Below are 24,167 nucleotides of genomic sequence, written 5' to 3'. Positions count from 1 at the left end.
GATTACCGAATGACTCAAATTAAACACCCTGCGCACGACCTGCTGGAGCAACTGGATGGCTTCCGGGTCGATATCGATCCGGCCGGACAGCGTGCAGACATTGTGCTGCAGCGACCACCATTTAATATCATTTCCATGCCGCAGCGCGAGCAATTGCGTCTGGTTTTCGAAGCTCTGGACGCCAATGATGATGTGCGTGTCATTGTTTTGCGCTCGGAGGGCGAGCATTTTTCCAGCGGCGGCGATATTCGCGGTTTTCTGGATGCCTCGCCCGAGCATGTCTCCAAGCTGGCCTGGAATATTGCCTCGCCTGAGCGTTGCTCCAAACCGGTGATCGCGGCCAACCGCGGCTATTGTTTCGGGGTGGGGTTTGAAATTTCGCTGGCCTGCGATTTTCGTATCGTGACTACGACAACGCAATATGCGCTGCCAGAGCAAAAACTGGGGCAAATCCCAGGCTCCGGCGGCTCGGCCCGGTTGCAAAAAATGGTGGGTATCGGTCGCACCAAGGACATCGTCATGCGTTCACGCCGCATCCCCGGTCCGCAGGCGTATGACTGGGGGCTGGCGCTGGAGTGTGTACAGGATGATCAGCTTGAAGCGGCGACTGACAAATTGGTGGCAGAACTGTTGAAGTTTTCCCCGCTCGCACAACGCACCGCCAAAAAATTACTGAATGACAGCGAGGACGCTTCGCTGACGACCGCCATCGAACTGGAAGGTCATTGCTATAGCCGCTTGCGCAGTTCAGAGGACTTCCGTGAAGGGGTGGAAGCGTTCCACGGCAAGCGTAAGGCCAATTTCACGGGCAAATAAAACATCCGGCACGCCGGCCGGCAAGGCACGGGCATGCCGGTTACAACAAAAGGCTCGATCAATATCGAGCCTTTCAGGAGACAAGTATGGATACAAGACAATCTGCGGTTGAGCGCAAGGAAGCTCACAAAGATCCGGTCGCACCGGGGTGGATTGCAGGATTAAGAGGCTTGCCTGCCGCGTTGAATCTCAATTCGATAAGTGCAGGCCTGGTCGCCGCCATTTTTGGTTGCTCCGGCCCCGCGTTGATCGTGATCGGAGCAGCCCAGGCTGGACAGTTGAGCAACGGTCAGACCGTTGCATGGTTGCTGGCCATCTATTTGCTGGGCGGCATCATCAGTATTTTTATGGGCATGCGCTACCGTATGCCGATTACCGGGGCATACTCTATCCCGGGCGCCGCGATCATGGCTGCCGCCTTCGCCTCCTTTTCATATCAGGAAGCGGTGGGTGCCTTTATCATGGCCGGCGTGCTGGTGCTCATTCTTGGTGTCACGGGTGTGATCGGACGTATCATGCGCTGGGTGCCCATGCCAATTGTGATGGCGATGATTGCCGGCGCAATGATACGTTTTGGAATTGGTGCAGTGGAAGCAGTGAGCGCGGCACCATTGATTGCAGGGCTGGCTGCGCTTGCTTTCTTTTTGACTGGGCGACTGACGCGTCGTGTTCCGCCGGTGCTGGCCGCACTGGTTGTCGGACTGATTATTACCGTGGCCACAGGGGGACTGCAGACCGGCACAACGGATCTGGCCTTTGTCATGCCCCAGTTCACTGCTCCCGTATTTAGCGTAGGGGCATTCTTTGGCATTGCCGTGCCACTGGCCGCCTTGGTGATCGGCGCCGAAAATGCGCAGTCCATCGGCGTACTCATGGCCGAAGGTTACAAACCGCCTATCAATACCATGACAGTTATCAGCGGTATTGGCGGCATTGTTGCCGGCATGATGGGTGGACATAACGCCAATATTGCCGGGCCCATGACGGCGATTTGTGCTTCTGAACAGGCCGGAGAGGACAAGGACAAACGCTACGGAGCCACGATTGTCAATGGTGTTCTGTTCGGCGCGTTTGGCCTGGTAGCAGGTCTTGCGGTTCCTTTTGTCATGGCGTTGCCCAAACCCCTGATCGGCGTCGTTGCCGGCCTGGCAATGATTGGCGTGCTGCTCAGCTCGTTGCAGGGAGCATTCGGGCCAAAGCTGGGTAATCAGGTTGGCGCTTTTGTGGCTTTTGTTGTTGGCATGAGTTCGCTCAACCTGCTTGGTATCAGCGCACCATTCTGGGCGCTGGTATTCGGTGTGCTCGCCTCTGTGCTGGCAGACAGGCTCACATTGGAAAAAAGTAATGAGCCCGGATCTGGTTCCAAAAAACTGCCCAAGGTGTCCGGCGAGCGAGGCGCAGCCTAGCCGTTTAATCGCCAAATTGTTGATATAATTAACAAATATTGTGCGACAGGCTTACTGAGTCTGTCGCCTCCCGCGCGGGCGGGTGTTCTCATTTGGGTACCATGTCAACGGCGATTAAAATATTTCAAGGCGCCTTTGGCCGCGTATCGTTGCTCGATATGAGCAAACCGCTGGTCATTCATGCCCACCATCATTGCCACGCCCTGATCAAGATAAGCGGGGTCGACAGTTCGTTTCTGGTCAAGGGACGAAGCCAGCCGCTTACAAAAGACAGTGTTGTGCTCATCAATGCCTGGGAGCCCCATGCTTATGAGCATACGCCCAGCGGCGAGGGGCGATGCATCCTGATGGCGCTGTATCTTGAAACCGCCTGGCTGAGCAAGGTGCTGCGCTCGCTCACCGTGAGTGGGCACCCACAGTTTTTTCCCAAGCCCTGTGCCGCACTACCTGCTGGCGCGCGGCTGCTGGTCAATTCGCTGGCCGCCGAGATGCTGGTATCCCAGGAAATTGCATCTGACATCCTTGAGGGCAGGATTTTCGACCTGTTCATGGCAACCGCCGAGCGTCACTCATCCCTTCGCGATTCTTCGCAGTTATTTTCCAGCCTGCGATCCAATACAATGGATCCACGCATTCGACGCGCCGTGGCCAGAATGCGCGAGAACCTGGATTATGGCGAGAACTTTACGGAGTTGGCGGCCGAAAGCGGGTTGTCTCGCGCCCATTTCTTCGAACTGTTCCGCCGCTGCACCAATTTGACGCCAGCCGTGTACGCCAATGCGCTAAAGGTGGAATCTGCGATCGCAGAGCTTTGCAAGCCGGACATGCGAATCGGCGATATTTCCTATAATGTCGGGTTTTCGGCACCGGGGCATTTCACTCGTTTTTTTCGTCAGCATCTGGGGATTACACCCGGAGAATACCGGCGCGTGGTCGATTTGATGGATGACGGTATCGATTCGCTGCTGTAGGCGTAACCGAACCGGCAGCATCCGGGACATCTTTGAACTTGGAAAGGTGGGTAATCCTGAGGGTTGTATTGGCCAGTTGATAGCGCGGTCTCCGGGCATTGAGATGACCGAAACGGCATGCGTGGTTGCAGGCCTGGTTGGACCTGGGCAACCGATTACATCGTATTTTCGGGATGATATGGCAAATGTAATCGCCGGGCCATGCGCTTCAGCCAGCGGTACAGCAACGGGCTTGTCGGCATAGGTTTGCAGCCGCTTTTCAAGCGCCGCCTTTACCTGGACTTCCGATAGTTCGGTAGAAAAAACGACATTACCGCTGGCGATATACGTTTGGACCGCTTCGAATCCCTCGGCGATACACATGGCTTTCAATTCGGCCATCGGCAGTTTGCAGGTTCCGCCAGCGCTCACGGCGCGCAATAATGCAACATAGTTTGGCATCCTGTCTCCTTTTTCCGGGTCTGTCTGTGCATTTTGTCAGTGTATTCGGTCGGTGTTTTCTTTCCTTTCTATGCATGCTGTCTGTGCATGCCGGCAGTACATTACAAAAATGCATTAACGCTTGTTTATGAGCGATTTTTTTTGTGCGTTCCTCGTAATCGTAGACCAATAAATAGCGTTGCCGCACTTCAATCTCCGATCACTATCAGGAACGTTTGGCGTTGCGGACAGGCCAGCTCAATAGCGCCTGTTCGGCAACCGCTTGCAGCATGTCGCGGCTAAATCCTGCTTTGGCTTGCACCGCCATACCATGGAGCACAGCCATCAGAAATGCCGCAAGGGCTTCGGGTTTGGCGGTTTTGGGCAAATCACCTTCTGCCTTTGCCCGCTCGAAACGCTCACGAAGTTTGGCTTCGCCGGCTGCGCGGGCTTCTATCAATGCTTGTCGCAGCGGCTCGGCTTGGTCAGATCCGGCCATGACGCCATTGACGAGAAAGCACCCCATATGCTCAGGACTGCTCGTAGTCAGCTCGACCGAGCCAAACAGCAGGTGCGCCGCAACTTCCCTTGCGGTGGGCTTTGCGAGCGCTTCTGGAATAAAGCGCTGATGCTGCTCGTAATAGCGCTGCAGCGCCCGGCGAAAGAGGGCTTCTTTATTGCCGAACGCAGAGTACAGCGCAGGGCGCTCCACACCGGCGGCTTCGGTAAGGTCTGTATACGATGCGCCTTCATACCCCTTACGCCAAAAGACACAGAGTACGGCATCAAGTGCTTTGTCTACATCAAACTGACGACGGCGTCCCATTGAAGTTGATCCTTTTTTCTTAAACATAACAAGCATTACGAAAGTGCTTGACAGTATATCATACCGTCCGTTATCGTAATGATCATTACGATATGGATTCTGGATGGGTGGTTCAAGCCGAAACGCCGGCTTGCATCATCCCTTATTGGTCCACATAACGTAAATCAGGGCTTATCAGCCCACTGAACGTAAACCCAGGACTTATCAGTCCATTAACGTACCCCCGGACCCACCGGTCCATTTTTCAAAAAAGGAATTACCATGCACAAAGACCTCAACGGCAAAACCGTTCTTATTACCGGCGGCTCACGCGGACTTGGCGTCGCACTGGCACATGCGTTTGCCGATCGTGGCGCAGACGTGGCGATCAGCTACGCGACTTCGGCCGACAAGGCGGCAGCCGTCGTGGAAGCATTAAAGGCCAAGGGCGTGCGCGCCATTGCCATCCAGAGCGACCAGTCCGAACTGAAATCCGCTCAGCCGCTGATTGACGGCGTGATAGCGGCATTAGGCAGGCTGGACATTCTTGTGAACAATGCCGGCATCGCCATCCAGGGCCAGTTGGTGGACGATCCTGCGCTGGATGCAGAAAACTACAATCAGCAATGGCAGGTCAATGTCATGGGCACGATCGCCAATACGCGCGCCGCCGCGTCAAAACTGTCCGATGGAGGTCGGATTATCTTCATCGGTTCACGGCTTGGCACCAGCACACCCTTTGCTTCAGTGGCAGACTATGCCGGAACCAAAGCGGCGTTAGTCGGTTATGCGAAGGGTATTGCGCGTGATCTGGGATCGCGCAACATTACCGTGAATGTTGTCCAGCCAGGCATTATGCCAACTGATATGGCTGCCGAAGTCGCTAGTGAACTGCCAACGCGCGAGGCCATTCTGGACTTGCATCCGATCCGGCGCATTGCGACCCTGGAAGAGGTGGCCGAAACAGTCTGCTTTCTTGCCGGGCCTTCTGCAGGCTATATTACCGGCGAGACGCTGAGCATCTCCGGGGGTCTGGGGATCTGATATTTGATATTAAATATTGGATAAAGCACGCCTGCTGGCATAACGGTGGCAGGCGACAAAAACGCCGGCCGCGGGGAGGTCCTGTAAATACCCCATTTATAACACAGTCATCTCGTAGAGAATTTATGCCGCATTTCGGTACTCTAACGGCGTCATGTCATTCAGTGAGTCGTGTGGTCGTTCAGTGTTATATAACTCAATCCAGTTTTCGGTTATTTGCTTTACCTCATTCAGGTTGTTGAAAATATATAAATCCAGTACATCATCACGATACGTTCGGTTAAATCGCTCAATGTATGCGTTCTGGTAAGGGCAACCAGGTTTGATGTAATCAATCATAATGCCATGCACTTTTGCCCAGCTGGTGAAGACTTCTGAGGTAAATTCACTGCCGTTATCAACGCGAATTTTCTCAGGGTAACCGTGCCATTCAGCCAGTTGGTCCAGATAACGTATTACACGCAACGATGGCATACTGGTCGCGATATCAATGCCGAGTATTTCACGGTTAAAATCATCAATAACATTGAATGTCCGAAACCGGACTTTGTTGTGCAAGCTGTCGCTCATAAAGTCCATTGACCAGCACTTACCCAGCGCACTAGGCGCAACCAAAGGCTCAGGGTTGCGGTTAGGCAAGCGTCGCTTTCCTTTGCGCCGTAGGTTCAGTTTTAACTCAGTATAAACACGATACACTCGTTTGTGGTTCCAGCGGTGGCCTAGCTTGCGAAGACGTTTGAAGCACTTAGGAAAACCCCAGCGATGATGTTTTTCAATCAACGCATTGAGTGCATCAATGATTGCAGTGTCATCGGTTAACTTAGGTTCGTAATAATAAGCGGTACGGCTGATGCCAACCGCATTACAGCAGGTTACAACGCTCGCGTTATACTGCACCTGTAGCTCACGTGCCCAAACTTTTCGTTCTGCCACAGGTGCTAAAGCTTTTTTATAATATCTTCTTGCATCTGCGATTTTAGGCTCAAATCCGCATACATTTGTTTGAGCCGACGGTTTTCTTCTTCAAGCTCTTTTAAACGGCGCACATCGGATGCTTCCATACCGCCGTATTTTTCGCGCCACTTATAAAACGTTGAATTGCCGATGCCATACTTACGGCAGAGGTCTTTGATCGGCATACCAACTTCAGCTTCTTTCAAAATCGCCACAATTTGGCTTTCAGTCTTTCGTTTGCTCATCGTCAAACTCCTTTCGTTTAGCTTAAAAGAAATTCTACGAGTAATCTGTATTATTTTACGGGGTAGTTACAGTCCCACGGCCGGCGTTTTGTTTCGAAACTTGGGCGCCCTTACGATTAATACCATAAAACCCAGGTATCACTGCGAGCGGACGCGGGTGTTATCGCGTGAGGTTCGATTTAGCCGGTGTTGACTCCTGGACGGCTGGCAATTGTTCTCACGCGCAGTGGAAAAGGGCGGCAAATCGTCGCGTAGCATGGCTGCTTTTCGCATCAATAGCGCAGTATACCTCTCATATTTTGATTCCGCCGCACGGAACGTCGCAAGGATTCCGTAGCAGTAAACGCCGAGGTGGCCATATGATGGGACAAAATCTGTTCATATGAGAGGGACGTTATGTCAAAGCGCTGTTTGAATATTGCCACGCTTATATTGGCCACATGTGCCACTGTTTGCATGTCGGCCGCGAGCTATGCCGCCTATCCGGAAAAACCGGTGAAAATTGTTGTGCCGTGGGAGGCAGGCGGTTCTGCCGATATGCTGGGGCGGCTGGTAGCCGAACGTCTCGGGAAATATACGGGCCAGTCCTTCGTTGTCGAAAACAAACCGGGGGCATCCGGCAATATTGGAACGCAACAGGTGGCGCGTTCGGCGCCGGATGGCTACACGCTGGTACTAGGCTCGATGAGCACTCATATCTTGCAGCCCGCCATCGGCCTGAAAGGGCCTTTCCAGCCTATCGATGATTTTACGCCAATTGCACGCCTGGGTTTTATCACGAACGTGCTAGCCGTCAGATCAGAATTGCCGGTTTCCTCAGCAGGCGAGCTGATCGATGCTGCAAAAAAACAGCCGGAAGGTCTGACCTACGCCTCCGCCGGAAACGGATCATTCAATCACCTGAGCGGTGCGCTGTTTGAACAATTGGCGGGAATCAGGTTGCTGCATGTGCCTTACAAAGGAGGATCCAAGGCGGCGCTGTCGACTGCGTCCGCTGAAACGGATGTTGTGTTTTCTTCATTGGGTTTGGTCAAACCGTATGTTGATAGCGGAAAATTGAAAATTCTTGCCGTAGCCGAAGGGCAGGCCAGCCCATTGCTGCCAGGCGTGCCTACCGTTGCTGATGTCGCACCCGGCTATCGTGTTTCCGTTTGGTATGCCTTGCTGGGCCCAAAAGGATTACCGCAGGACGTGACGGCCGCGCTGGACAAAGCGATGCACGATTTGAATAACGACAGTGAAATAAGAAGCCAGTTGGCTCGCAACGGCTTTGATCTTAATGTTGAGACCGGCGAGACGTTCAAGGAGGAAATGCGTAGCGATACCGAGCAATGGACCGAGTTTTCCCGCAAACACGGTATCGCGCCTTAAGCGCAGAACACACAACTTACGGATAATGTCCGTAAGTTGAAAAGGCCCCAACCGATGGGGCCCATTGTTTTTTAAGGGTCAGCGAATCAGCGTTGTTCGACCGGATTGATCAGTCTTCCGATCCCGGAAATTTTCACTTCTATCGGTCCACCCAGCTGGGTAAGATCAATATTCTGCACAGCTTTACCTTCCGACCCGGCGGCTTTGAGTGCAGTACCCATGGAAATAATGTCTCCTGGCTCCAGCGTCATGAAGGAAGAAATAAAAGCAATGGCGTCGGCCACTTTGTACGTCAGATTGGCTGTGTTGTCTTCTGTGATTAACTCACCCTTGTGCAGGCAGCTTACAGTAAGGTTATGTGGGTCGGGAATGGAATCGGCAGTGGCAATCCATGGTCCCATCGGACCGAACGTGTCCGTACCTTTGTAGCGGCCTGGGTATGAGACCCAACTATCCTTGTATTCAATGCCGGTGCTGCCATCTGCCTTCGGATGTATGGCGCGGTAGTGGAACGTGTCCTCACCCCGCATCAATGGTGCGGTCAGGTCATTGATAATGCTGTAGCCAAAGACATGATCCAAAGCGTTTTCTTTTTGGATGTCTGCGCCGCCGGTGCCGATGATAACAGTCAATTCCGGCTCGGGATGAACTCGGCCAAAGCTTTCCCGTAAGCGAATCGGCTGACCGTGGCCCACCAATGATGAAGAGGGTTTGATAAAGGTCGCCGGATGGCTGGGGCCCTTCATGATCCGGTCTTTGTTCGCGCTGTTATTGAGCGCCAGGCAAACGATTTTCCCGGGACGGGGTACGGGAGGAAGCCATTTGAGGGCGTCGACGTCTTGACCGTGCCGCCCTTCAATTGCTGTGGCGATGGCCTTGAGTATAGGCTGGCCGTGGCTTATTACTTGAAGGATATCGGTGGGGGCATCCGACATAACGTCGGCTAAAACGGTTGCCTGGTCATCTGTCATACTTGCCACAAGCAACGGGATGCCTTCGCGTTCGATTGTTCCAATTTTCATGGGATTCCTAAATGTAGTTGAAGTCTCGTTAGTCCGTAGTCCAGTATAAGCAGCATCTGGCTTTTATCCGTTACAGATATTCATTTATTCCGTGGGGAGGAATTGGCGCGGTCTGTAACCCATGGGGCCATGCCATAATCTACTTTCATCTTAACAATGCTCATGCAGAAAAATGGCGACACAACAATCCATGTTACTCGTGGTTCGAACGCTTGAACTATTGCGCGCAATGAACAGACAGCCTGCCAGCACGCTGGTCAGCCTGCAGCAAGAAACAGGGATGCCCAAGACGACCATACACCGCTTGTTGGCGACGTTGAAAAATGAAGGGTATGTACGCTCTGACGTGGTAAGAGGCATTTACTCGCTCACAGAAAAGGTACGGTTGCTGAGCGAGGGTTTTAGCGAGCATGAAACCATCGTGGAGCAGGCGATTCCCATTTTGCTGCGTACCACCAGAGAAACGGGTCTTCCCTTTGCAATCGGCATTGCAGAGCATAGTCACATGGTCGTGCGATACAGCAGCATGCCATATAGTCCTATCGGGCCAATGCACACGACAGTTGGCAATACGCATAGTATGCTTGATTCGGCTCTGGGGCAGGTGTATTTGGCTTTCTGTAATGACGAGGAACGCGAGCGTTTGATCGCATGGCATGAAACCGGGGAATTAAGCGAGAACGAGTGGCGCTCAGTAGAGCGCGGTCTGCGCGCGCAGCTGGCGCTCGTAAAATCGCAGAAGTATGCTTTGCGCTTGCCCAACAGGCAACACCAAAATGCGACGCTTGCAGTGCCCGTTTTGCATGAGCGCAGGATACTGGCAGTGCTGTCGGTTACGACTTTCCCCAGTGTATTGATTGGAGCGAAAACAGGGGAATTGGCCAACTCGATGGCCCGCGTTGCAGATGAGGTAGCGTGCTTGTCTATAACTGCACAGCAGTTTCTGGATTGATGTTCTTGCGCCAAAGGGTGGCGTGCTTAATAGAGATTAATTTGTTTTTTATCGCAGGCACTTACAATATGGCCCCACTCGTTGCACAGCCGTTGTCAAAACGGTCCAGGGTGCAAAATCGGGTCGGCATGGCTAGTATTTATATTTCTGAAGTCGGGAGCCTGAACAAATTTATCCAGATCACAGCTCACGACAATTATGCCGCAATAGAAGCGCTTAAGCAGAGATTGGCAGCAAATGCTGAGTGGTGCGTTTCGCAATCATGCGGACGATCTTGTTGTTTCCCAAACCACGAAAATAGTCCGACAAATACAAATGTCATAAGGGCATTCGCGAAGCGATAGGGCAGTGATTGACCACCCCGGCACCGTGTTCTACTTCACAAACCAGTCCGTCTCAACATCAATAATCGGGCTTAGCATCTGCGAACTGCAGTACCCGCAAGATCGCCGGTCGCCGCTCCATCGGCCAAACTGGGACGTCCATTCACAAATACCCATTCGATGCCACTGGCGAACTGTCGCGGATTTTCATAAGTGGCGTTCGCTTGTACATTGGCGGGATCAAAGACAGTGATGTTAGCCCGATAACCTTGCTTGAGCAGCCCCATATCGCCGAGCTTAAATGTGCGCGCCGTGTAGCCGGTCATTTTGAATATACTTTCTTCAAGCGTCATCCACCCTTTGTCGCGTACGAGTTCCCCCAGGACTTTCGGGAATGTTCCGTATTGACGCGGATGCGGGTGATCGCCGACGTCCAGGCCGTCACTGCCGATCATGCTGTGTGCGTGCGTGAGCACATTCCGAAGGTCCTCGTCACACGAGTTTTGCATAATTTGGCCAACTTCGCCTTGTTCTGCCAGCATCAGGTCAAAGACAAATTCGCAGACCTCCTGGCCTGCCTGTTGCGCGGCTTCGAGTACCGTCAGGCCGACGTAGGCCTGGCGTTCGGCGTGCTTGAGATAGGAGATGGAAATGTTGTGCCAGCCCAGGGCCGCGATACGGTTTTCCCAACCTGGGAGGCCATGCGTCCAGTCGTGCCTGATGCGCGTGCGGCATTCGTGCGATGCCAATCTTTCCATCATCGCGTCCCGCCCGCCATCCAGTACCCAGGGTGGAAACAACATGGACAGGGTCGTGCTGCCGGCCAGGTAGGGGTACATATCAGAATACGTCCTGATACCGTGTTGGCGGGCCTTGTCCAGCTTGGCAAGCGACAGACGTGTCTTGCCGAAGTTTCTCGTACCGCTAGTCTTGTGATGAGAGATCAGCAACGGAATATGCGCACGCAGGGCAACATCCACAGACTCGTCAACGGATTGGAGCAGCCCATCTACCTGGTCCCGCATATGGGTCGCATACAACCCGCCATAGTCATTGGAAATGCCTGCCAGAGCAACGAGTTCGTCCGAATCGGCGTAGACGCCAGGTACATAACAAAGGCCTGATGACAAACCTAGCGAGCCCTGTTGCATTGTCCGATGAAGCAGGGCCTTCATGGATTCGAGTTCGGCCGGGGTTGGTGCTCGCGCCTCAAGCCCCATAACCGCAGCACGCAGCGCACCGTGTCCTGTCAGTGTGGCGACGTTGACGGCGGCGCCTTGCCTGAATACGCGCTCGAAGTAACCGTCGAGGTCCTCCCATTCCCACTCAATGGTGGGGTGGCCGAAGATGGGGGCAGCCTGTTCACGGAACGCAGCCGCGTTCGCACCAGCCAATGGAAAAGTGGACCATCCGCAGTTTCCTAGCACCTCGGTGGTTACGCCCTGACGAACCTTGCTTTCAGCGCCGGGGTTGGCAATCAGGGAGAGTTCCGAGTGGCAGTGGCAGTCGATGAATCCGGGCGCGATGATCCGCCCGCTACAGTCGATTCGCCTTGCGGCCGATTCGTCTGTCAAATCGCCGATTGCGGATATACGGCCGTCTTTTAAGGCAACATCGCCGGTTGCGCGTGGTTTGCCGCTGCCATCAATGATTGAACCGTGAGAGAGAATGAAGTCGTGCATAAGTGATAGGGATACCTTGGGGTTGGGTGAGCGCGATCAAGTACGCGGCCCGTATTATTGTTTTTCGATTTTGGCGCTTTCGATAAGCTGCGCCCATTTATGCTGCTCCTGGGCGATCAACTCGCTGTACTCTTGCTGAGTTCCCGGGGTGGGAGTGGCAAAGGAGTGCTTTAGCGTTGCCTGTACCGTGGGTGAACGCATCGCTGTGTTGAGCGTTTCACTTATTTTCATGACAATGTCCTTGGGCGTACCGGCTGGGGCGATCAGTCCACCCCAGGCGCTATTCTCATAATCTTTGAGGCCGCTTTCCGCGAGGGTCGGTATTGAGGAATCCATCTCCGCGCGCTCGCTGGTTGTAATTGCCAGTGCACGCAGCTTGCCGCTTTCAACCATCGGGTATGCGACCGTGGCATTAGTGAACGTATAGTCAAGCCGGCCTCCCACCAGGTCTGTCAGTGATTGAGGATCGCCGGTATACGGAATAAATTGGCTATCAATGCCGCTGAGATCTTTGAAGAGCTCACCCCCCATATGGCCGCTGCTTCCGATGTTGGAGGCTGCCCATGTCATCTGGCCCGGGGATTTTTTGGCGGCGGCAATCAGTTCGGCGATCGTTTTGTAGGGGGAATCCTTTCGCACCACGACTAGATTGGGTACTGTATACATCGGGCCGGCCGGGACAAAATCTCGGTTCACGTCGTATGTAAGTTTCTTGAACAACGCGGGATTAATAGCCAGGTTATTGATATTTCCATAACTCAGCGTGTAGCCATCAGGCGCTGAACGTTTCAAATGCGATAGCGCGATCGCGCCTGCGGCACCCGGCCGATTCTCGATGATGAAAGATTGGCCGGTGATTTTGGCCAACTCGGCGGCGACGGCTCGCGTCAATACATCAGATGCCGCGCCAGGTGTCGACGGCAGCACAATGGTAACCGGCTTTGTCGGCCAGGCAGTCTCGGTGGCGTGGCTGCATTGCAAGCTTGATATTACACCCAAGGAGACAATAAATGCGCAAATTATTTGGTTCATGATTCTTCCTTTTAGAATGGAAAACAAGCTAGAGCAAAGAGGTGTAAGCAGACAGTACGGCTGCGCCGCCGGTGTGGAGAAAAACAATATTCTGGTCCGCAGAAAACCTACCCGAATGAATATCAGCGATCAAGCCTGCCATGGCCTTGCCTGTGTACACAGGATCCAACAGGATGCCTTCTTGTCGTCCCAGGAGCTTGATGGCATCCAGGGCTTCGGGGGTTGCGATACCATATCCATCGCCGATATGAGTGTCATCGACCTCTATCCGGTCGGCGCGTACGGAGGGTGCATCCATCAGGCTCGTAGTCTGGTTGGCGATGGCATGAACGATTGCCGACATGCGATTCGAATCGAATCGCACGCTATAGCCTCGCACCCGGGTATGTTTGTGACGGCACAGTGCGGCAACCAGGCCCGCTTGCGTTCCGCCACTTCCGGCCGCATGCACAATGTAGTCGACCTTAATTCCCAGATCGGACGCCTGGGTAGTGATTTCATGTGCGCAGCCAACATACCCCATCGCGCCCAATGGGCTTGAACCTCCAGCGGCGACGACGTAGGGTTTGCGCCCTTGCTGGATCAATTGCGTTTCCAGCTCGGCAACAGCTGTCGCAATGTTCGCGCCTGCAGGCAACTCCTCGCAGAGCGTCGCGCCGAGCACTCGGTTCAGGAGCGCATTGCCTGCCCGGTAATATTCGGCGGGTTGCCCTTGCAAGCGTCGTTCCAGCAGCAATATGCAGTCCAGGCCCAACTGGGCGGCAGCCGCCGCGGTTTGCCGGGCATGATTCGACTGGGTCGCGCCCGTCGCAATCAGGGTATCGGCACCCTGGGCGAGCGCGTCAGCTGCCAGATACTCCAGTTTGCGAGCCTTGTTGCCGCCGCCGGCCAGACCTGTGAGGTCGTCGCGCTTGATAAATATCTTCGGCCCGCCCAGATGGTCAGACAGTCGCGAGAGCGGCTGCAGGGGCGTTGCATGTTCAGTGAAGCCGATTCTGGGAAATGCATTCCATTTCATGTGGCAGCGCTCGTTATTGGTATGAGGCAGCGTCGGTGCTGTCGGTAGGAGTGGCAATGGCGCGTCGCAGTGCTGGACTCATGGGGACCCGTAAGTTGATGGATTTGGGTGGAATCGCCGACTCGAACCATTTGGCATAAATGCCGTCGATGGTATTACTTGCAAATGTGGATTTGAGCACATCGTCCACCAGTCTCTTGAAGGAGGCATCCCCCTTTCTCATCATTAGGGCGTACGGCTCGACCGACAGGGGGGTCTTGGAAATCACGTATGCATCCGGCGTTTTTGCGTTGGCCACCAGACCGGCAAGTGTAATGTCGTCCAGGAAGAATGCGGCTGCCCTGTCGGTTTCCATCATCAGGAAGCCTTCGGCAAAATCGCGTGCCGGCGCGATACGCATGCCGTATTTGTGCGCGACGTTCAGGGCCGTGATCTGCCGAATGTTTGACGAACCCGCCGTGGCGACAACCGCCTTGCCGGCCAGAGAACTCAGATCAGCCAGGTTGGCGCTTTTCTTGGAGACAAATCGTGTGCTGGACACAAAGATGGTTGATGAGAAGGCGACCTGTTTCTGGCGCTCGACTGTATTCGAGGTGGTGCCGCACTCCAGGTCGATTGTGCCATTGGCCATGAGCGGGATACGGTTGGAAGAGGCTATGGGTACCATCCTGATCTTGAGATCGGGCTGATTGAGGTGGGTCTTTATTCCTTCTACGACTTTAAGGCAGAGGTCCACCGAATAGCCGACAAACTGGTGTGATGCATCGAGATAGGAAAAGGGTTGTGCGGTTTCCCGAACGCCCAGCGCGATCTCGTTCTTTTGCTTGATTTTGCTGAGTGTGTCAACTGGCTGGGCGGTTGCGCACGTGCTGGCGATCAGCGTAAGGGCTGCGACAAACATTGAAGTTTTCATGGGTGTCTTCTCCGGTGCCGCAGCGTGAATCGCTCACGGACTTCTTATTGTATCGTTACAAAACGATGAAATTCAATTATCAATCGATACATAAAGAAAGTCAATGGTATATATTGCTGGCGGACTAGGGGAAAATCCCAATGAAGGGGGGGTGTGGTTCTTCATTCAGCATGTCTGCAATAAGTAATCCAAAGTTGCGCAGCTCGGCTCTGTCCTGTGCTGCGCTGACGCTGATGCGCACGGCGTTGTCTACGGCGGGAAGACTCGTGGCAAAGGCTTCTGAGTGGGCAACTCGATAGCCCATCGTTTCTACCCGTCGGCAAAACTGGCTCGCAGTCCATGGATCGGGAAGTCGCAACCACGCATGGGAGCTAAACGCACTTGTCTGCAAATCGAATCCGGCAAGCGCCTGAGCAAGCGCCTTGTTTCGTTCGCCCAGCTCAAGCCTGTTCTCTTGCAGTACCCGTTCGGCACTTCCTGAAGTGACAAGTTGGGCTGCCACCTCAGCTGAGATTGGCGAGGCCATCCAGGTTGTGGCGCGTACCGCCTCGATTGCTGCTGCTGTTAGCTGGCGTGGTGTTTCCATGTAGCCTACACGCAACCCAGGGCCCAGGGATTTGGAAAAGCTGGTAATTCTGATGGTCAGTTCCGGAGCCAGGGATGCCAGGGTAGGCACGGAGGTCTGCGCAAGACACCCGTACACATCGTCCTCCAGCAGGAAAATGCCGGCCCGCTTTGCAATGTCGGCGATCTCCATTCGTCGGTCTGCCGGGATCGTTGCTGTTGTCGGGTTGTGGATATTGGGCACACAGACAAGGCCTTTGATCGGGTGTGTCGCGATTGCTTCGCGCAGGGAATCTGGTACCAGGCCGTGCTCGTCGATGTCGATAGGCACTAAGTTGAGTCCTAGCCGGGGCGCCAGGGTTCTCAGGCCCGTATAGGTCAGTTGCTCCGTGGCGATAGAGTCGCCGGCCTTGCTGCATGCCAGCAAACCGCATAAAAGCGCGTGTTGTGCGCCATCTGTCACGACTACCCGGGCAGGGTCTACGGGAGTATCGGCGTTGCGGCTGAGCCACTGGGCGCCAGCCTGGCGGTGGGTGGCGCGTCCGGCCGGGTCATCGTAGCGCAGGAGCTCACCAAAGGTGGGCGATTGGTGCAACACTGACAGCGCCTGCCCGATGTCGTTTCCCCAGCTTTTCAATGCAGCCTGGTGACCACGCAGATCTGCCATTCGATTTCTGGCAGTGGTTGCGCCAGCTGCTGCCTCAACGACATCTGCTGTGGCCGGATCCTTCACGCGCGTGCCGCGGCGCGCGCCGGTTTCGAGCAACTTTGCTCTTACGACCTCGCCGAATGCGCGGGACACAGTGCCAACGGTCACGCCAAGCTGGGATGACAGTTGGCGGTTTGGCGGTAGCTGGTCGCCGGGCTTGAGCTTGCCGCTACGGATGTCCTGAATGAGGGCCTGGGCGATTCTTTTGTACATCGGTCCGCTGGTTGCAGACAGATCTGGCGCCCAGTCGTTTGAGCTTTGCATATATTGCCTTTTTCGATTCGTAGCCTTAGCGCAAGGCTTGACAGGAATAAATGTACCCGTCTATTATCGGAACAATCTATTTTGTATCGATACAAAATAGAATAATGTGTGATACAAAACAATTAACCTATTTTACATGGAAAATAACATGCTGAAGATGATCCATACGCCGCGCGATAAGGCTTGCGGCGGCCACTATTCGCACGCGGTTCGCGCCGGAGACTTTATCTTTGTGTCGGGACAGACGCCGCGCGACGGCTTGCGTGCGGTAGTTGGAGAGACTATTGAAGAACAAACGGCGGTCACCCTCGAAAACGTGCGTCTGACGCTCGAGGCTGCAGGCGGTGTGCTGGAGGATGTGGTCAAGGTTGGTGTTTTTCTGAGTGACCTTGCAGATGCCGCTTGCTTCGATAAGGTCTACGCCAGACATTTTTCGACCTTCCGGCCGGCACGAACCACGGTAGGCTGCAAGCTCAACGGTGTGCAGGTCGAGATCGATGTGGTGGCTTACGTTCCCTTGTCGGCCCGTAAGCAGGAGGTGGTGCTATGAACCCGATTCTTCATGGCGTGATTCCCGCCGTGCCGACGCCATTGCGTGCTGATGGCCAGCCTGATACAGCAAAGCTTGTGGCGTTCATCGGCGATCTGTTCGATGCCGGTTGCCAGGGGGTTAATTTGCTAGGAACGACCGGAGAGGCGACGTCTTTTGACCGAACCACGCGTTTGCAGGTCATGGAAGCGGTGGCAACGGCCGGCCTGGCGCAGCGGATGATGGTCGGCACCGGTGGCGCTGCATTGGCTGACGCAGTTGCCTTGACCCAAGCGGCCGACACGATGGGCTTTGCCGGCGCGCTTCTGTTGCCTCCTTTTTATTACAAGGGTGTTGGCGACAGCGCGCTAGTGCAGTATGTTGAGGCCCTGGCGGAGCGCGCGAGCCTGCAGCGCAGCAGATTGTATCTTTACAACATCCCGCAATTTACCGGCCTGAAGTACTCGCTGGATGTGATCGAACGTCTGACACGCAGTCTTGGCGCATTACTGGCGGGCATAAAGGATAGCTCTGGCGATTTGCCGTATGCCGAGGTGGTAGCGACAAATTTCAGCCAGCTTGCCGTGTTTCCGAGTGATGAAGCGACGCTCAGGGACGGTGCCAGGAAAAAATTTGCCGGCTGCATATCTGCTTCGGTGAATGTATTCCCGCATCTGGCATGCGCGGCCTATCAGGCCGGTGTGGATACGTCCGATGAAATCTATAGCCCGATGGTCAATGCGCGCAAGGCCTTGACCAGTGTTCCCCTGGTGCCGGCGGTGAAGGCCGCTCTGGCCTGGCAGCGCCAGGACGAAAGTTGGGCAACGATGAAACTGCCCCTGGTTCCCCTGAGTTCAATGCAGCGTGCCCAGTTGCAAAACGGACTGGCTGCAGCCCAGCCTAACCGGCACAACAGCGACCAAGACCGTCTGGCCATTTAGAGAGGCAACAATGAACTACCACTGGAACTGGATGATTTTTGCAGAGCCCGCGCCGGATGGAACAGGCACCTACATGGACAGCCTGTTGTCGGGACTGAGCTGGACGCTCACCACCGCACTGCTGGCCTGGGCCATTGCAATGGTGTTGGGCGTGGTCGTTGGCGTTTTGAAAACCACAGAGTCAGCGACAGCTCGCCGACTGGCGTTTGCCTACATTGAGCTGTTTCGCAATATTCCGCTATTGGTCCAGATGTTTGTCTGGTATTTTGTGATCCCCGAGCTCTTGCCAGGTGCGATGGGTTACTGGATCAAAACCTTGTCTAACGGTCCCTTTGTCGCCGCTGTTGTGTGTCTTGGGTTCTTTGCGTCGGCCCGGGTTGCGGTCCAGGTATCGGCGGGTATCGACGCCTTGCCACGTGGTCAGCGTGCGGCAGCCAAAGCGCTTGGACTGCGGACATGGCAAATTTACCGCTATGTGCTTTTGCCTGTGGCCGGACGGCGGATGCTGTTGCCGTTGACGAACGAATTTCTGAACAATATCAAGAACACCTCGGTGGGGCTGACCATCGGTCTGATTGAACTGACCGCCACCGCCCGAGCAATGCAGGAGTTCTCGTTTCAGGTCTTTGAGGCTTTCACCGCTGCAACGCTGATCTACCTGGTGGTGAACTTGTCTGCTGTGGGGGTTATGCGACTGATCGAGTCAGCTGTGATACCTGGGCGCTCGTTCAGAAGCCTGCTGCCACGTAACCGACGGGTGAATCGTCATGCTTGACTCATTCGACTTTAGCGTGATCGTCCAGGCCTTGCCGTTTCTATTTGGCGTAGGCATGGTCTTCACTGTCAAATTGACGCTCCTGGCTATGGTGGGTGGGTTGATATTGGGAACGCTGCTGGCGCTCATGAGGCTGTCGCACTCAGCTACCCTGCGCACCGTCGCCGGCGTTTATGTCAACGTTATTCGCTCTATCCCGCTGGTGTTGGTAATTTTCTGGTTCTTCTTTCTGGTGCCGTATATCGGAGGCTGGATAATGGGTTCGGACACGCCTATCGAAGTGGGCGCGTTCAGTTCGGCACTGGTCACATTCGTTATGTTCGAGGCTGCATATTACTGCGAAATCATACGGGCTGGCATCCTGGGTGTTTCACGCGGACAAGTACAGGCGGCACAGGCGTTGGGCATGAACCACCGCATGGCGATGACATACGTGATTCTTCCACAGGCAATAAAAAGCATGCTGCCCCTGCTGCTAACGCAATCGATTATTCTTTTGCAAGAGGTTTCGCTTGTGTACGTGGTTTCAATCACCGACTTTGTCGGCGCTGCCGCCGCGATTGCGCAGCGCGATGGGCGATTGCTGGAAATGTATCTGTTCGTGGCCGTGGTCTATTTCTGCATCTGCTTTACGCTTTCATCCCTTGTCAGACGCATGCGTCAATTTCAAAATGGCTAAAAAATGATCGAAATAAATAATATTTCCAAGTGGTACGGCAATTTCCAGGTACTAAACCAATGTAGCGCGTCCGTCAGCAAGGGCGAAGTGGTGGTTGTATGCGGGCCTTCCGGCTCGGGCAAGTCGACCTTGATCAAGACGGTAAACGGTTTGGAAACTATTGATCGGGGCAGCATCGTGATCGATGGCGTTTCGGTTGCTGCGAAGGATACGAATCTTCCGCAACTGCGCGCTCGCATTGGCATGGTGTTCCAGGGCTTCGAGTTATTTCCCCACCTGAGTGTTCTTGACAATATGCTTCTGGGGCAGATGAAAGTGTTGCAACGTGACCGTGCGTCGGCGGCCGGGAAGGCGGTTGAGTATCTGGATCGCGTTGGCCTGGCAGGCCACGCGTCGAAGTTGCCTGCTCAGCTCTCGGGCGGACAGCAACAACGCGTCGCAATTGCGCGGGCGCTGGCAATGGACCCCATCGCGATGCTGTTCGATGAACCTACGTCTGCACTGGATCCGGAGATGATCAACGAAGTGCTGGACGTCATGGTCGGATTGGCGCGTGACGGCATGACTATGATGGTGGTGACGCACGAAATGGGTTTCGCCAAAAAAGTGGCCGACCGGGTTATTTTCATGGACGGCGGCGTTATTGTCGAGGACTGCGATAAGACCGCATTCTTTGAAGAGCCGCGATCCCAGCGAGCACAGGACTTTCTTGGCAAAATTATCCATTAGGCAGGATGGCCTGATCCACACTCACATCCCTCCACATCCAATGACACGACGCTGCCGCCTTCGGTCTGCAAGCGGGATAGATAACTCGCATGATCGATAACCTGGAAAGGAAAATACAATCCTGGCCGCGTTGGCGCTTTGCCGTCCAGCCCGGCCAGTCGCTCCAGAATCATGCTAACTCCCAACGCAGTCAACGGGGCGGCGCCGCCTGGATGGAACACGCCATGACGGGTGCGCAGCGGGTGGCCGTCACGGTCTTTGCCAGCCATTTCGATAATGATTTCCGTGGACTTGGGTTCGCTACGACGTCGTGATGAACTGACGCCGATGGCCAGATTAAATTGCACGTCCGACGCCCCGGTGGCGGCCGCCAGGCCGGCAACATCGATAGACGAAAAGCCAGTGCTTTCCATTTCGGTGCCATCGATCGCACGGAAGCGGGCTTTTGCATCGTCGTTACTGCGCCAGACATAGCTGCCGCCGCGGCGGGTGAAGGCAGCGGGCATCATCCGGCCCAGGCGTTCAAAATCTTCGGCAACCGCCGGACCGCCTTCATCCTGCTCATCAACAAGCGCATTCATCGTGATCTGATCCAACTGGGCAAATGGTTTGGCACAATTGAGCACGCTGATGGTTGTGGCGCCGACCAGCCATTCATAGCCCAGGACAATGGCCGCAGTACCGGGGGAATGCATATAGGTTGCCACTTCAGGAGCGATTTCGTAAATGCCCGAAGAAATGCTCAGGTGAGGTACGCCGCGAGCGTGCGCAAATCGCAGGCTCGCCAGGCGATGGTCGGCGTAAAAGACCGCAACCGCGCTGACCCGACGCTCGCCCAGGCCGAGATCGACTGCCTGCGGATTGATCACCACGCCTTCGGCGTTGCCGATCTCGTTGGCCACCTGTCGGCTTTTAACCAGATCGCGGCTGCCGATCAGTAAAGGAACATCGGGATAGGCGCTGCGCAGTGCACTTGCGGTCTGGCGTCCAATTGCGCCGGTGCCGCCCATCAACAAAATTGCGTCTGAAATCATTGTCATATTTCCTTGCAGAGGGTTAGAATCTACTAACAGTGGGGAAACCTACTTAAAGTAGCTTAACCTACTAATGGTAGGTTAAGCAAGGAGAAATTCGACTGTGATTAACGCTTCCGACCAGAATGCCCTGAATCCGCCCGCAAAGACAACTTCAAAGGGGTCTTCAACCACCGCTTCAAAGGCCACTTCAACAACGGCTTCAAAGGCGTCGACAACGGCTGCTTCAAAGATGCATCCAGGTATGGCTTCAAAAGCACGTGCAAAGAAGCCTTCAAAGCCGACTTCAAAGGCACCGACAAAGATTACTTCAAAGATATCTTCAAAGACGCTGCAAAAGACGGTTTCCAGGATGCCTTCAAAGCCGACTTCAAACGCGCCGGCACGCAGGATGCCGAAGGAAGAACGGCGCCAGCAACTGCTTGAAACAGCGTTGCTTATCATCCGTGATGAAGGCGCAGATCGTCTTACCCTGGGCAACCTGGCTGTCTGCGCCGGAGTTTCCAAGCCCGTGGTGTACGAACATTTCGGTACGCGCTCGGTGCTGCTTATCGAGCTATACCGGTGGATCGATACCGAGAGGGTAAGTGCATTTCAAGCGGCAATGGCTGCTGAAACGCGAGACCAGGGCGAGACCATTCGTTTGCTGGCAACAAGCTATATCCATTGCGCAACGGACATCACTGATGACTTTCACACCGTAGGCGCGGCCTTGGCCGGTAGCCAAGAGAAGGCAGCCGTTTTCCAGGAACTGCTCGACAACGTGATCATGATGTTCGTCGCGGTGCTAAAGCCTTTCGACACTTTGCCTGAGGGAGAGCTGGAAAAGCGGTGCATCGGCTTTGTGGGGGCAGGAGAAGCGTTGTCATCTGCTTTGGTGCGCGGGACGCTGGACGCGCGGGACGCCGAGGCTGTCTTTGCGTCGTTGATAAGTGGCGGGATGGTGGCGCGTTGAAGATGTCTATCGGCACAATCTCCTGAATTGGAGGTTGAGGATAGCTTTCGCTTTGCCATACTGCTCCAAGGACAGCGGTTAAATCAAACGTCAGTTTCTGTTTGAACCATAATGAAGGTGATTGCTGTTCTTGCCGATGGATATCACGGGGCTCATTTCAATGTTTGCCCGGGGAGAATAATATGTCTTTAGACTCGGTTGACCGTCGATTGCGTTTTTTTGTTTCTATTGCCGATTTGGGTTCTCTGTCAAAGGCGGCAACAGTCCTGGATCAAACGCAATCCGGACTTAGTAAACAATTGGCGCTGCTTGAGGCCCATGTAGACCAGCGCTTGTTCGTGCGGACCGGGCGGGGACTCAAGCTGACTGAGGCCGGAGAGATTCTCTATGAATCAGTCAAACCCGCCTTTCTGGAAATAGACCGGGCGATGGATCAGGTGCGCAAGCAAGGCATTACTCAGGGTACGGTGCGCCTGGCGGCCGTGCACACGCTTAGCTATTATTTCACGGCAGATTGCGTGGCCACTTTTGTCAGCAACCGGCCGCATGTCAATCTTTCACTCATGGGTAGAAGCTCGCCAGAAGTCGTGACGCTGGTCGAACACGGAAATGCAGAGCTGGGATTGGTCTACGATTCGGCAGTCAATTCTGATGTGCTAGTGTCTACTGCGCTGTTTGAAGAAGACATGGCGCTGATTGTCAGACAGGACAGCGCCTTGAGTGGGCCACAGGATCTGACCTGCACAACACTCCAGCTGGTCGGCTTCCCCCCACACTATGCCCTTCGCAAAATGATACACAGTGGCGGCCTGGAGCCACATTTCGTGACGGAAGCCGAAACGGTGGACGCCATGTTAAAGCTTGTTTCTTCAGGCGTCGGCGATTGCATTTTGCCGTCCAGGATTCCGACAAAAGTGCTGGCAGACTATGGCTTGAAGAAGGTGAAAATCGAACTGCCCTTATTGCGACGAAGAATGGTATTGATCAAGCATCATGACAAACCGCTGAGTGCTTTGGCCATTGCCCTGGAGCAATGCATATTGCAGTTGTCGAAAGCCATGAACGAACAGGTGGAATAGCTGCTATGAGTTTTGCTTTATAGCTATATTTGATTTGAATCAATAGAATCTGTCATAGAACCTTGAAAGTTTTTATATAAACAGATCATGTATGGAGGCCACAGCATGAATGCGCCATTAAGAGAAAAATCCTACTTCGATAAGCGTGCAACCCAGGAGATGTCCAAGCATCTGCAAATTGTAGAGCGGGACACAAAAGAGACTATGGCCTACGCCTGTCGAATCCTGGCCATGACCGAACAGGAAGCGGGCCTGGCAGGGCAGATCAGCGTAAGATCGGAGCGCCCGGGTGCCTATTGGACCTTGCGCTTTGGCCTGGGTTTTGACGAAGCGAAACCTGAAGATTTCATCGAAGTTGATCGCGATCTCAATACGTTGACGGGAGAGGGCATGGCCAACCCGGCGACTCGCTTTCACCTGTGGGTCTACGATGCCCGCCCCGATGTCAACAGCATTATTCATACTCACTCGCCCTGGGCGTCCGCCCTTGCCGCTGCGCGACAGCCATTGATTATCTCCCAAATGGATATGACTCCCTTGCATAACGATTGCGCATTTCTGGGTGAATGGCCCGGTGTGCCGATTGCCGATGAAGAAGGCGTCATTATTTCAAAGGCATTGGGACAAAAAAAGGCAATTATCCTGGCCCATCATGGGTATTTGACCGCGGGTACCTCCTGTGAAGAGGCGACCTACCTGTCGGTTTACCTTGAGCGCGCAGCTCGTATGCAGATCCGTGCGCAGGCATTTGGCAAGCTGACTCCCGTTGATGACAAGCTTGCCGCTGAAGCCCACGATTATCTGCTTAAAAATTCAATCGTCAAGGCGACCTTTAATTACTGGTGCAGGCAGACGCATGGTATTGCGCCGCTAGATCTGAAGTAGTTACTGGCACGTTAAACAGACGATAAAGTTCATTATTATTAAAAGGAACC

24 protein-coding genes and 1 pseudogene are annotated in these 24,167 nt (G+C 54.3%); 14 read left to right on the top strand and 11 right to left on the bottom strand.

Annotated elements, in window-relative coordinates; all coding sequences use genetic code 11:
• The first annotated feature begins 9 nt into the window (after positions 1–9).
• From CAP48_RS18000 to CAP48_RS17990, 3 genes are all read left to right on the top strand, one after another.
• Positions 10–816 carry an enoyl-CoA hydratase/isomerase family protein gene (locus CAP48_RS18000; protein ID WP_100699256.1) on the top strand — a complete coding sequence of 269 codons (807 nt, stop codon included), beginning with the start codon at positions 10–12 and terminating at the stop codon, positions 814–816.
• A gap of 86 nt (positions 817–902) precedes the next feature.
• On the top strand, positions 903–2,222 hold the full coding sequence (locus CAP48_RS17995) for a benzoate/H(+) symporter BenE family transporter (protein ID WP_100699255.1): 1,320 nt from the start codon (positions 903–905) through the stop codon (positions 2,220–2,222).
• Between the two features lie 101 nt (positions 2,223–2,323).
• On the top strand, positions 2,324–3,193 hold the full coding sequence (locus tag CAP48_RS17990) for an AraC family transcriptional regulator (RefSeq protein ID WP_100699254.1): 870 nt from the start codon (positions 2,324–2,326) through the stop codon (positions 3,191–3,193).
• Positions 3,194–3,412: 219 nt separating this feature from the next.
• Here the strand turns inward: CAP48_RS17990 and CAP48_RS17985 are convergent.
• Together CAP48_RS17985 and CAP48_RS17980 are read right to left on the bottom strand one after the other, a co-directional pair.
• A pseudogene (locus CAP48_RS17985) lies at positions 3,413–3,634 on the bottom strand (DUF1697 domain-containing protein); the annotation flags it as partial.
• A 205-nt stretch (positions 3,635–3,839) separates the two neighbouring features.
• Positions 3,840–4,439, bottom strand: coding sequence for a TetR/AcrR family transcriptional regulator (locus CAP48_RS17980; protein ID WP_100699253.1), 600 nt, complete (start codon positions 4,437–4,439; stop codon positions 3,840–3,842).
• A gap of 261 nt (positions 4,440–4,700) precedes the next feature.
• On the opposite strand from CAP48_RS17980, the gene CAP48_RS17975 reads away from it, so the two are divergent.
• On the top strand, positions 4,701–5,462 hold the full coding sequence (locus tag CAP48_RS17975; protein WP_100699252.1) for an SDR family NAD(P)-dependent oxidoreductase: 762 nt from the start codon (positions 4,701–4,703) through the stop codon (positions 5,460–5,462).
• A 123-nt stretch (positions 5,463–5,585) separates the two neighbouring features.
• Here CAP48_RS17975 and CAP48_RS17970 read toward each other — a convergent pair.
• Positions 5,586–6,661, bottom strand: a protein-coding gene (locus tag CAP48_RS17970; RefSeq protein WP_369806375.1) for an IS3 family transposase whose coding sequence is annotated in 2 segments (ribosomal slippage) — positions 5,586–6,412 and positions 6,412–6,661 — 1,077 coding nt in all. Because the reading frame shifts where the segments join, the coding sequence is not laid out codon by codon here.
• Between the two features lie 396 nt (positions 6,662–7,057).
• Here CAP48_RS17970 and CAP48_RS17965 point away from each other — a divergent pair.
• Positions 7,058–8,032: a tripartite tricarboxylate transporter substrate binding protein gene (locus tag CAP48_RS17965; RefSeq protein WP_100699251.1), complete on the top strand. Its 975-nt coding sequence runs from the start codon at positions 7,058–7,060 to the stop codon at positions 8,030–8,032.
• Between the two features lie 86 nt (positions 8,033–8,118).
• On the opposite strand, the gene CAP48_RS17960 is transcribed toward CAP48_RS17965, so the two are convergent.
• Positions 8,119–9,054: a fumarylacetoacetate hydrolase family protein gene (locus CAP48_RS17960; protein WP_100699250.1), complete on the bottom strand. Its 936-nt coding sequence runs from the start codon at positions 9,052–9,054 to the stop codon at positions 8,119–8,121.
• Between the two features lie 172 nt (positions 9,055–9,226).
• On the opposite strand from CAP48_RS17960, the gene CAP48_RS17955 reads away from it, so the two are divergent.
• Positions 9,227–10,006, top strand: coding sequence for a helix-turn-helix domain-containing protein (locus CAP48_RS17955; protein WP_100699249.1), 780 nt, complete (start codon positions 9,227–9,229; stop codon positions 10,004–10,006).
• Positions 10,007–10,421: 415 nt separating this feature from the next.
• On the opposite strand, the gene CAP48_RS17945 is transcribed toward CAP48_RS17955, so the two are convergent.
• The 5 genes from CAP48_RS17945 to CAP48_RS17925 form a co-directional block, all read right to left on the bottom strand.
• The gene (locus CAP48_RS17945; protein WP_100699247.1) at positions 10,422–12,011 is read right to left on the bottom strand and encodes an amidohydrolase family protein; all 1,590 of its coding nucleotides are present in this window, start codon (positions 12,009–12,011) and stop codon (positions 10,422–10,424) included.
• 54 nt (positions 12,012–12,065) lie between these two features.
• Positions 12,066–13,043: a tripartite tricarboxylate transporter substrate binding protein gene (locus CAP48_RS17940; protein ID WP_242444556.1), complete on the bottom strand. Its 978-nt coding sequence runs from the start codon at positions 13,041–13,043 to the stop codon at positions 12,066–12,068.
• Positions 13,044–13,071: 28 nt separating this feature from the next.
• Positions 13,072–14,061 carry a D-cysteine desulfhydrase gene (locus CAP48_RS17935; protein WP_100699246.1) on the bottom strand — a complete coding sequence of 330 codons (990 nt, stop codon included), beginning with the start codon at positions 14,059–14,061 and terminating at the stop codon, positions 13,072–13,074.
• Between the two features lie 13 nt (positions 14,062–14,074).
• Positions 14,075–14,974 carry an amino acid ABC transporter substrate-binding protein gene (locus CAP48_RS17930; RefSeq protein ID WP_100699245.1) on the bottom strand — a complete coding sequence of 300 codons (900 nt, stop codon included), beginning with the start codon at positions 14,972–14,974 and terminating at the stop codon, positions 14,075–14,077.
• A 124-nt stretch (positions 14,975–15,098) separates the two neighbouring features.
• A complete protein-coding gene (locus CAP48_RS17925; protein ID WP_100699244.1) occupies positions 15,099–16,511 on the bottom strand; it encodes a PLP-dependent aminotransferase family protein in 1,413 nt (470 codons plus the stop codon).
• A gap of 148 nt (positions 16,512–16,659) precedes the next feature.
• Between CAP48_RS17925 and CAP48_RS17920 the strand changes: the two genes are divergently transcribed.
• Genes CAP48_RS17920 through CAP48_RS17900 form a run of 5 tightly spaced genes read left to right on the top strand, consistent with a single transcriptional unit; the run spans position 16,660 to position 20,164 of the window.
• On the top strand, positions 16,660–17,061 hold the full coding sequence (locus CAP48_RS17920; protein WP_197707288.1) for a RidA family protein: 402 nt from the start codon (positions 16,660–16,662) through the stop codon (positions 17,059–17,061).
• Entirely contained in the window at positions 17,058–17,981 is a 924-nt protein-coding gene (locus tag CAP48_RS17915) for a dihydrodipicolinate synthase family protein (RefSeq protein WP_100699243.1), read from the top strand. Before CAP48_RS17920 ends, CAP48_RS17915 begins: the two co-directional genes overlap by 4 nt.
• Positions 17,982–17,991: 10 nt before the next feature.
• Entirely contained in the window at positions 17,992–18,756 is a 765-nt protein-coding gene (locus CAP48_RS17910; protein ID WP_100699242.1) for an amino acid ABC transporter permease, read from the top strand.
• The gene (locus tag CAP48_RS17905; protein WP_100699241.1) at positions 18,749–19,435 is read left to right on the top strand and encodes an amino acid ABC transporter permease; all 687 of its coding nucleotides are present in this window, start codon (positions 18,749–18,751) and stop codon (positions 19,433–19,435) included. The genes CAP48_RS17910 and CAP48_RS17905 overlap by 8 nt, the downstream gene beginning before the upstream one ends.
• A 3-nt stretch (positions 19,436–19,438) precedes the next feature.
• Entirely contained in the window at positions 19,439–20,164 is a 726-nt protein-coding gene (locus CAP48_RS17900) for an amino acid ABC transporter ATP-binding protein (RefSeq protein ID WP_100699240.1), read from the top strand.
• Here CAP48_RS17900 and CAP48_RS17895 read toward each other — a convergent pair.
• Positions 20,161–21,198 carry a saccharopine dehydrogenase gene (locus CAP48_RS17895; RefSeq protein WP_100699239.1) on the bottom strand — a complete coding sequence of 346 codons (1,038 nt, stop codon included), beginning with the start codon at positions 21,196–21,198 and terminating at the stop codon, positions 20,161–20,163. The genes CAP48_RS17900 and CAP48_RS17895 overlap by 4 nt on opposite strands.
• An 81-nt stretch (positions 21,199–21,279) precedes the next feature.
• Positions 21,280–21,642 (bottom strand): hypothetical protein, encoded by a 363-nt coding sequence (locus tag CAP48_RS20140; protein WP_153045725.1) that lies wholly within the window; start codon positions 21,640–21,642, stop codon positions 21,280–21,282.
• On the opposite strand from CAP48_RS20140, the gene CAP48_RS17890 reads away from it, so the two are divergent.
• The 3 genes from CAP48_RS17890 to CAP48_RS17880 all read left to right on the top strand — a co-directional run bounded on the left by CAP48_RS17890 (position 21,632) and on the right by CAP48_RS17880 (position 24,117).
• Entirely contained in the window at positions 21,632–22,153 is a 522-nt protein-coding gene (locus CAP48_RS17890) for a TetR/AcrR family transcriptional regulator (protein WP_242444555.1), read from the top strand. The two genes, CAP48_RS20140 and CAP48_RS17890, sit on opposite strands and share 11 nt — an antisense overlap.
• Positions 22,154–22,335: 182 nt before the next feature.
• Positions 22,336–23,232: a LysR family transcriptional regulator gene (locus CAP48_RS17885; protein ID WP_100699238.1), complete on the top strand. Its 897-nt coding sequence runs from the start codon at positions 22,336–22,338 to the stop codon at positions 23,230–23,232.
• 105 nt (positions 23,233–23,337) lie between these two features.
• Entirely contained in the window at positions 23,338–24,117 is a 780-nt protein-coding gene (locus CAP48_RS17880) for an aldolase (protein ID WP_100699237.1), read from the top strand.
• The last annotated feature ends 50 nt before the right edge of the window (positions 24,118–24,167 follow it).

The sequence above is a fragment of the Advenella sp. S44 genome, from assembly GCF_002810445.1.
Lineage (GTDB): Bacteria > Pseudomonadota > Gammaproteobacteria > Burkholderiales > Burkholderiaceae_B > Advenella.
Note: the sequence above shows the minus strand (reverse complement) of the source record. Positions and strands in the feature narration are given on the sequence as shown.

Excerpts from the sequence above, each read along its gene's own strand:
- CAP48_RS17990 (WP_100699254.1), top strand. The coding sequence starts at position 2,324 with ATGTCAACGGCGATTAAAATATTTCAAGGCGCCTTTGGCCGCGTATCG.
- CAP48_RS17955 (WP_100699249.1), top strand. The coding sequence starts at position 9,227 with ATGGCGACACAACAATCCATGTTACTCGTGGTTCGAACGCTTGAACTA.
- CAP48_RS17935 (WP_100699246.1), bottom strand. The coding sequence starts at position 14,061 with ATGAAATGGAATGCATTTCCCAGAATCGGCTTCACTGAACATGCAACG.
- CAP48_RS17900 (WP_100699240.1), top strand. The coding sequence starts at position 19,439 with ATGATCGAAATAAATAATATTTCCAAGTGGTACGGCAATTTCCAGGTA.
- CAP48_RS17930 (WP_100699245.1), bottom strand. The coding sequence starts at position 14,974 with ATGAAAACTTCAATGTTTGTCGCAGCCCTTACGCTGATCGCCAGCACG.
- CAP48_RS17885 (WP_100699238.1), top strand. The coding sequence starts at position 22,336 with ATGTCTTTAGACTCGGTTGACCGTCGATTGCGTTTTTTTGTTTCTATT.
- CAP48_RS20140 (WP_153045725.1), bottom strand. The coding sequence starts at position 21,642 with ATGATAAGCAACGCTGTTTCAAGCAGTTGCTGGCGCCGTTCTTCCTTC.
- CAP48_RS18000 (WP_100699256.1), top strand. The coding sequence starts at position 10 with ATGACTCAAATTAAACACCCTGCGCACGACCTGCTGGAGCAACTGGAT.
- CAP48_RS17960 (WP_100699250.1), bottom strand. The coding sequence starts at position 9,054 with ATGAAAATTGGAACAATCGAACGCGAAGGCATCCCGTTGCTTGTGGCA.
- CAP48_RS17940 (WP_242444556.1), bottom strand. The coding sequence starts at position 13,043 with ATGAACCAAATAATTTGCGCATTTATTGTCTCCTTGGGTGTAATATCA.
- CAP48_RS17965 (WP_100699251.1), top strand. The coding sequence starts at position 7,058 with ATGTCAAAGCGCTGTTTGAATATTGCCACGCTTATATTGGCCACATGT.
- CAP48_RS17915 (WP_100699243.1), top strand. The coding sequence starts at position 17,058 with ATGAACCCGATTCTTCATGGCGTGATTCCCGCCGTGCCGACGCCATTG.
- CAP48_RS17995 (WP_100699255.1), top strand. The coding sequence starts at position 903 with ATGGATACAAGACAATCTGCGGTTGAGCGCAAGGAAGCTCACAAAGAT.
- CAP48_RS17910 (WP_100699242.1), top strand. The coding sequence starts at position 17,992 with ATGAACTACCACTGGAACTGGATGATTTTTGCAGAGCCCGCGCCGGAT.
- CAP48_RS17945 (WP_100699247.1), bottom strand. The coding sequence starts at position 12,011 with ATGCACGACTTCATTCTCTCTCACGGTTCAATCATTGATGGCAGCGGC.
- CAP48_RS17980 (WP_100699253.1), bottom strand. The coding sequence starts at position 4,439 with ATGGGACGCCGTCGTCAGTTTGATGTAGACAAAGCACTTGATGCCGTA.
- CAP48_RS17920 (WP_197707288.1), top strand. The coding sequence starts at position 16,660 with ATGCTGAAGATGATCCATACGCCGCGCGATAAGGCTTGCGGCGGCCAC.
- CAP48_RS17895 (WP_100699239.1), bottom strand. The coding sequence starts at position 21,198 with ATGATTTCAGACGCAATTTTGTTGATGGGCGGCACCGGCGCAATTGGA.
- CAP48_RS17905 (WP_100699241.1), top strand. The coding sequence starts at position 18,749 with ATGCTTGACTCATTCGACTTTAGCGTGATCGTCCAGGCCTTGCCGTTT.
- CAP48_RS17880 (WP_100699237.1), top strand. The coding sequence starts at position 23,338 with ATGAATGCGCCATTAAGAGAAAAATCCTACTTCGATAAGCGTGCAACC.
- CAP48_RS17975 (WP_100699252.1), top strand. The coding sequence starts at position 4,701 with ATGCACAAAGACCTCAACGGCAAAACCGTTCTTATTACCGGCGGCTCA.
- CAP48_RS17925 (WP_100699244.1), bottom strand. The coding sequence starts at position 16,511 with ATGCAAAGCTCAAACGACTGGGCGCCAGATCTGTCTGCAACCAGCGGA.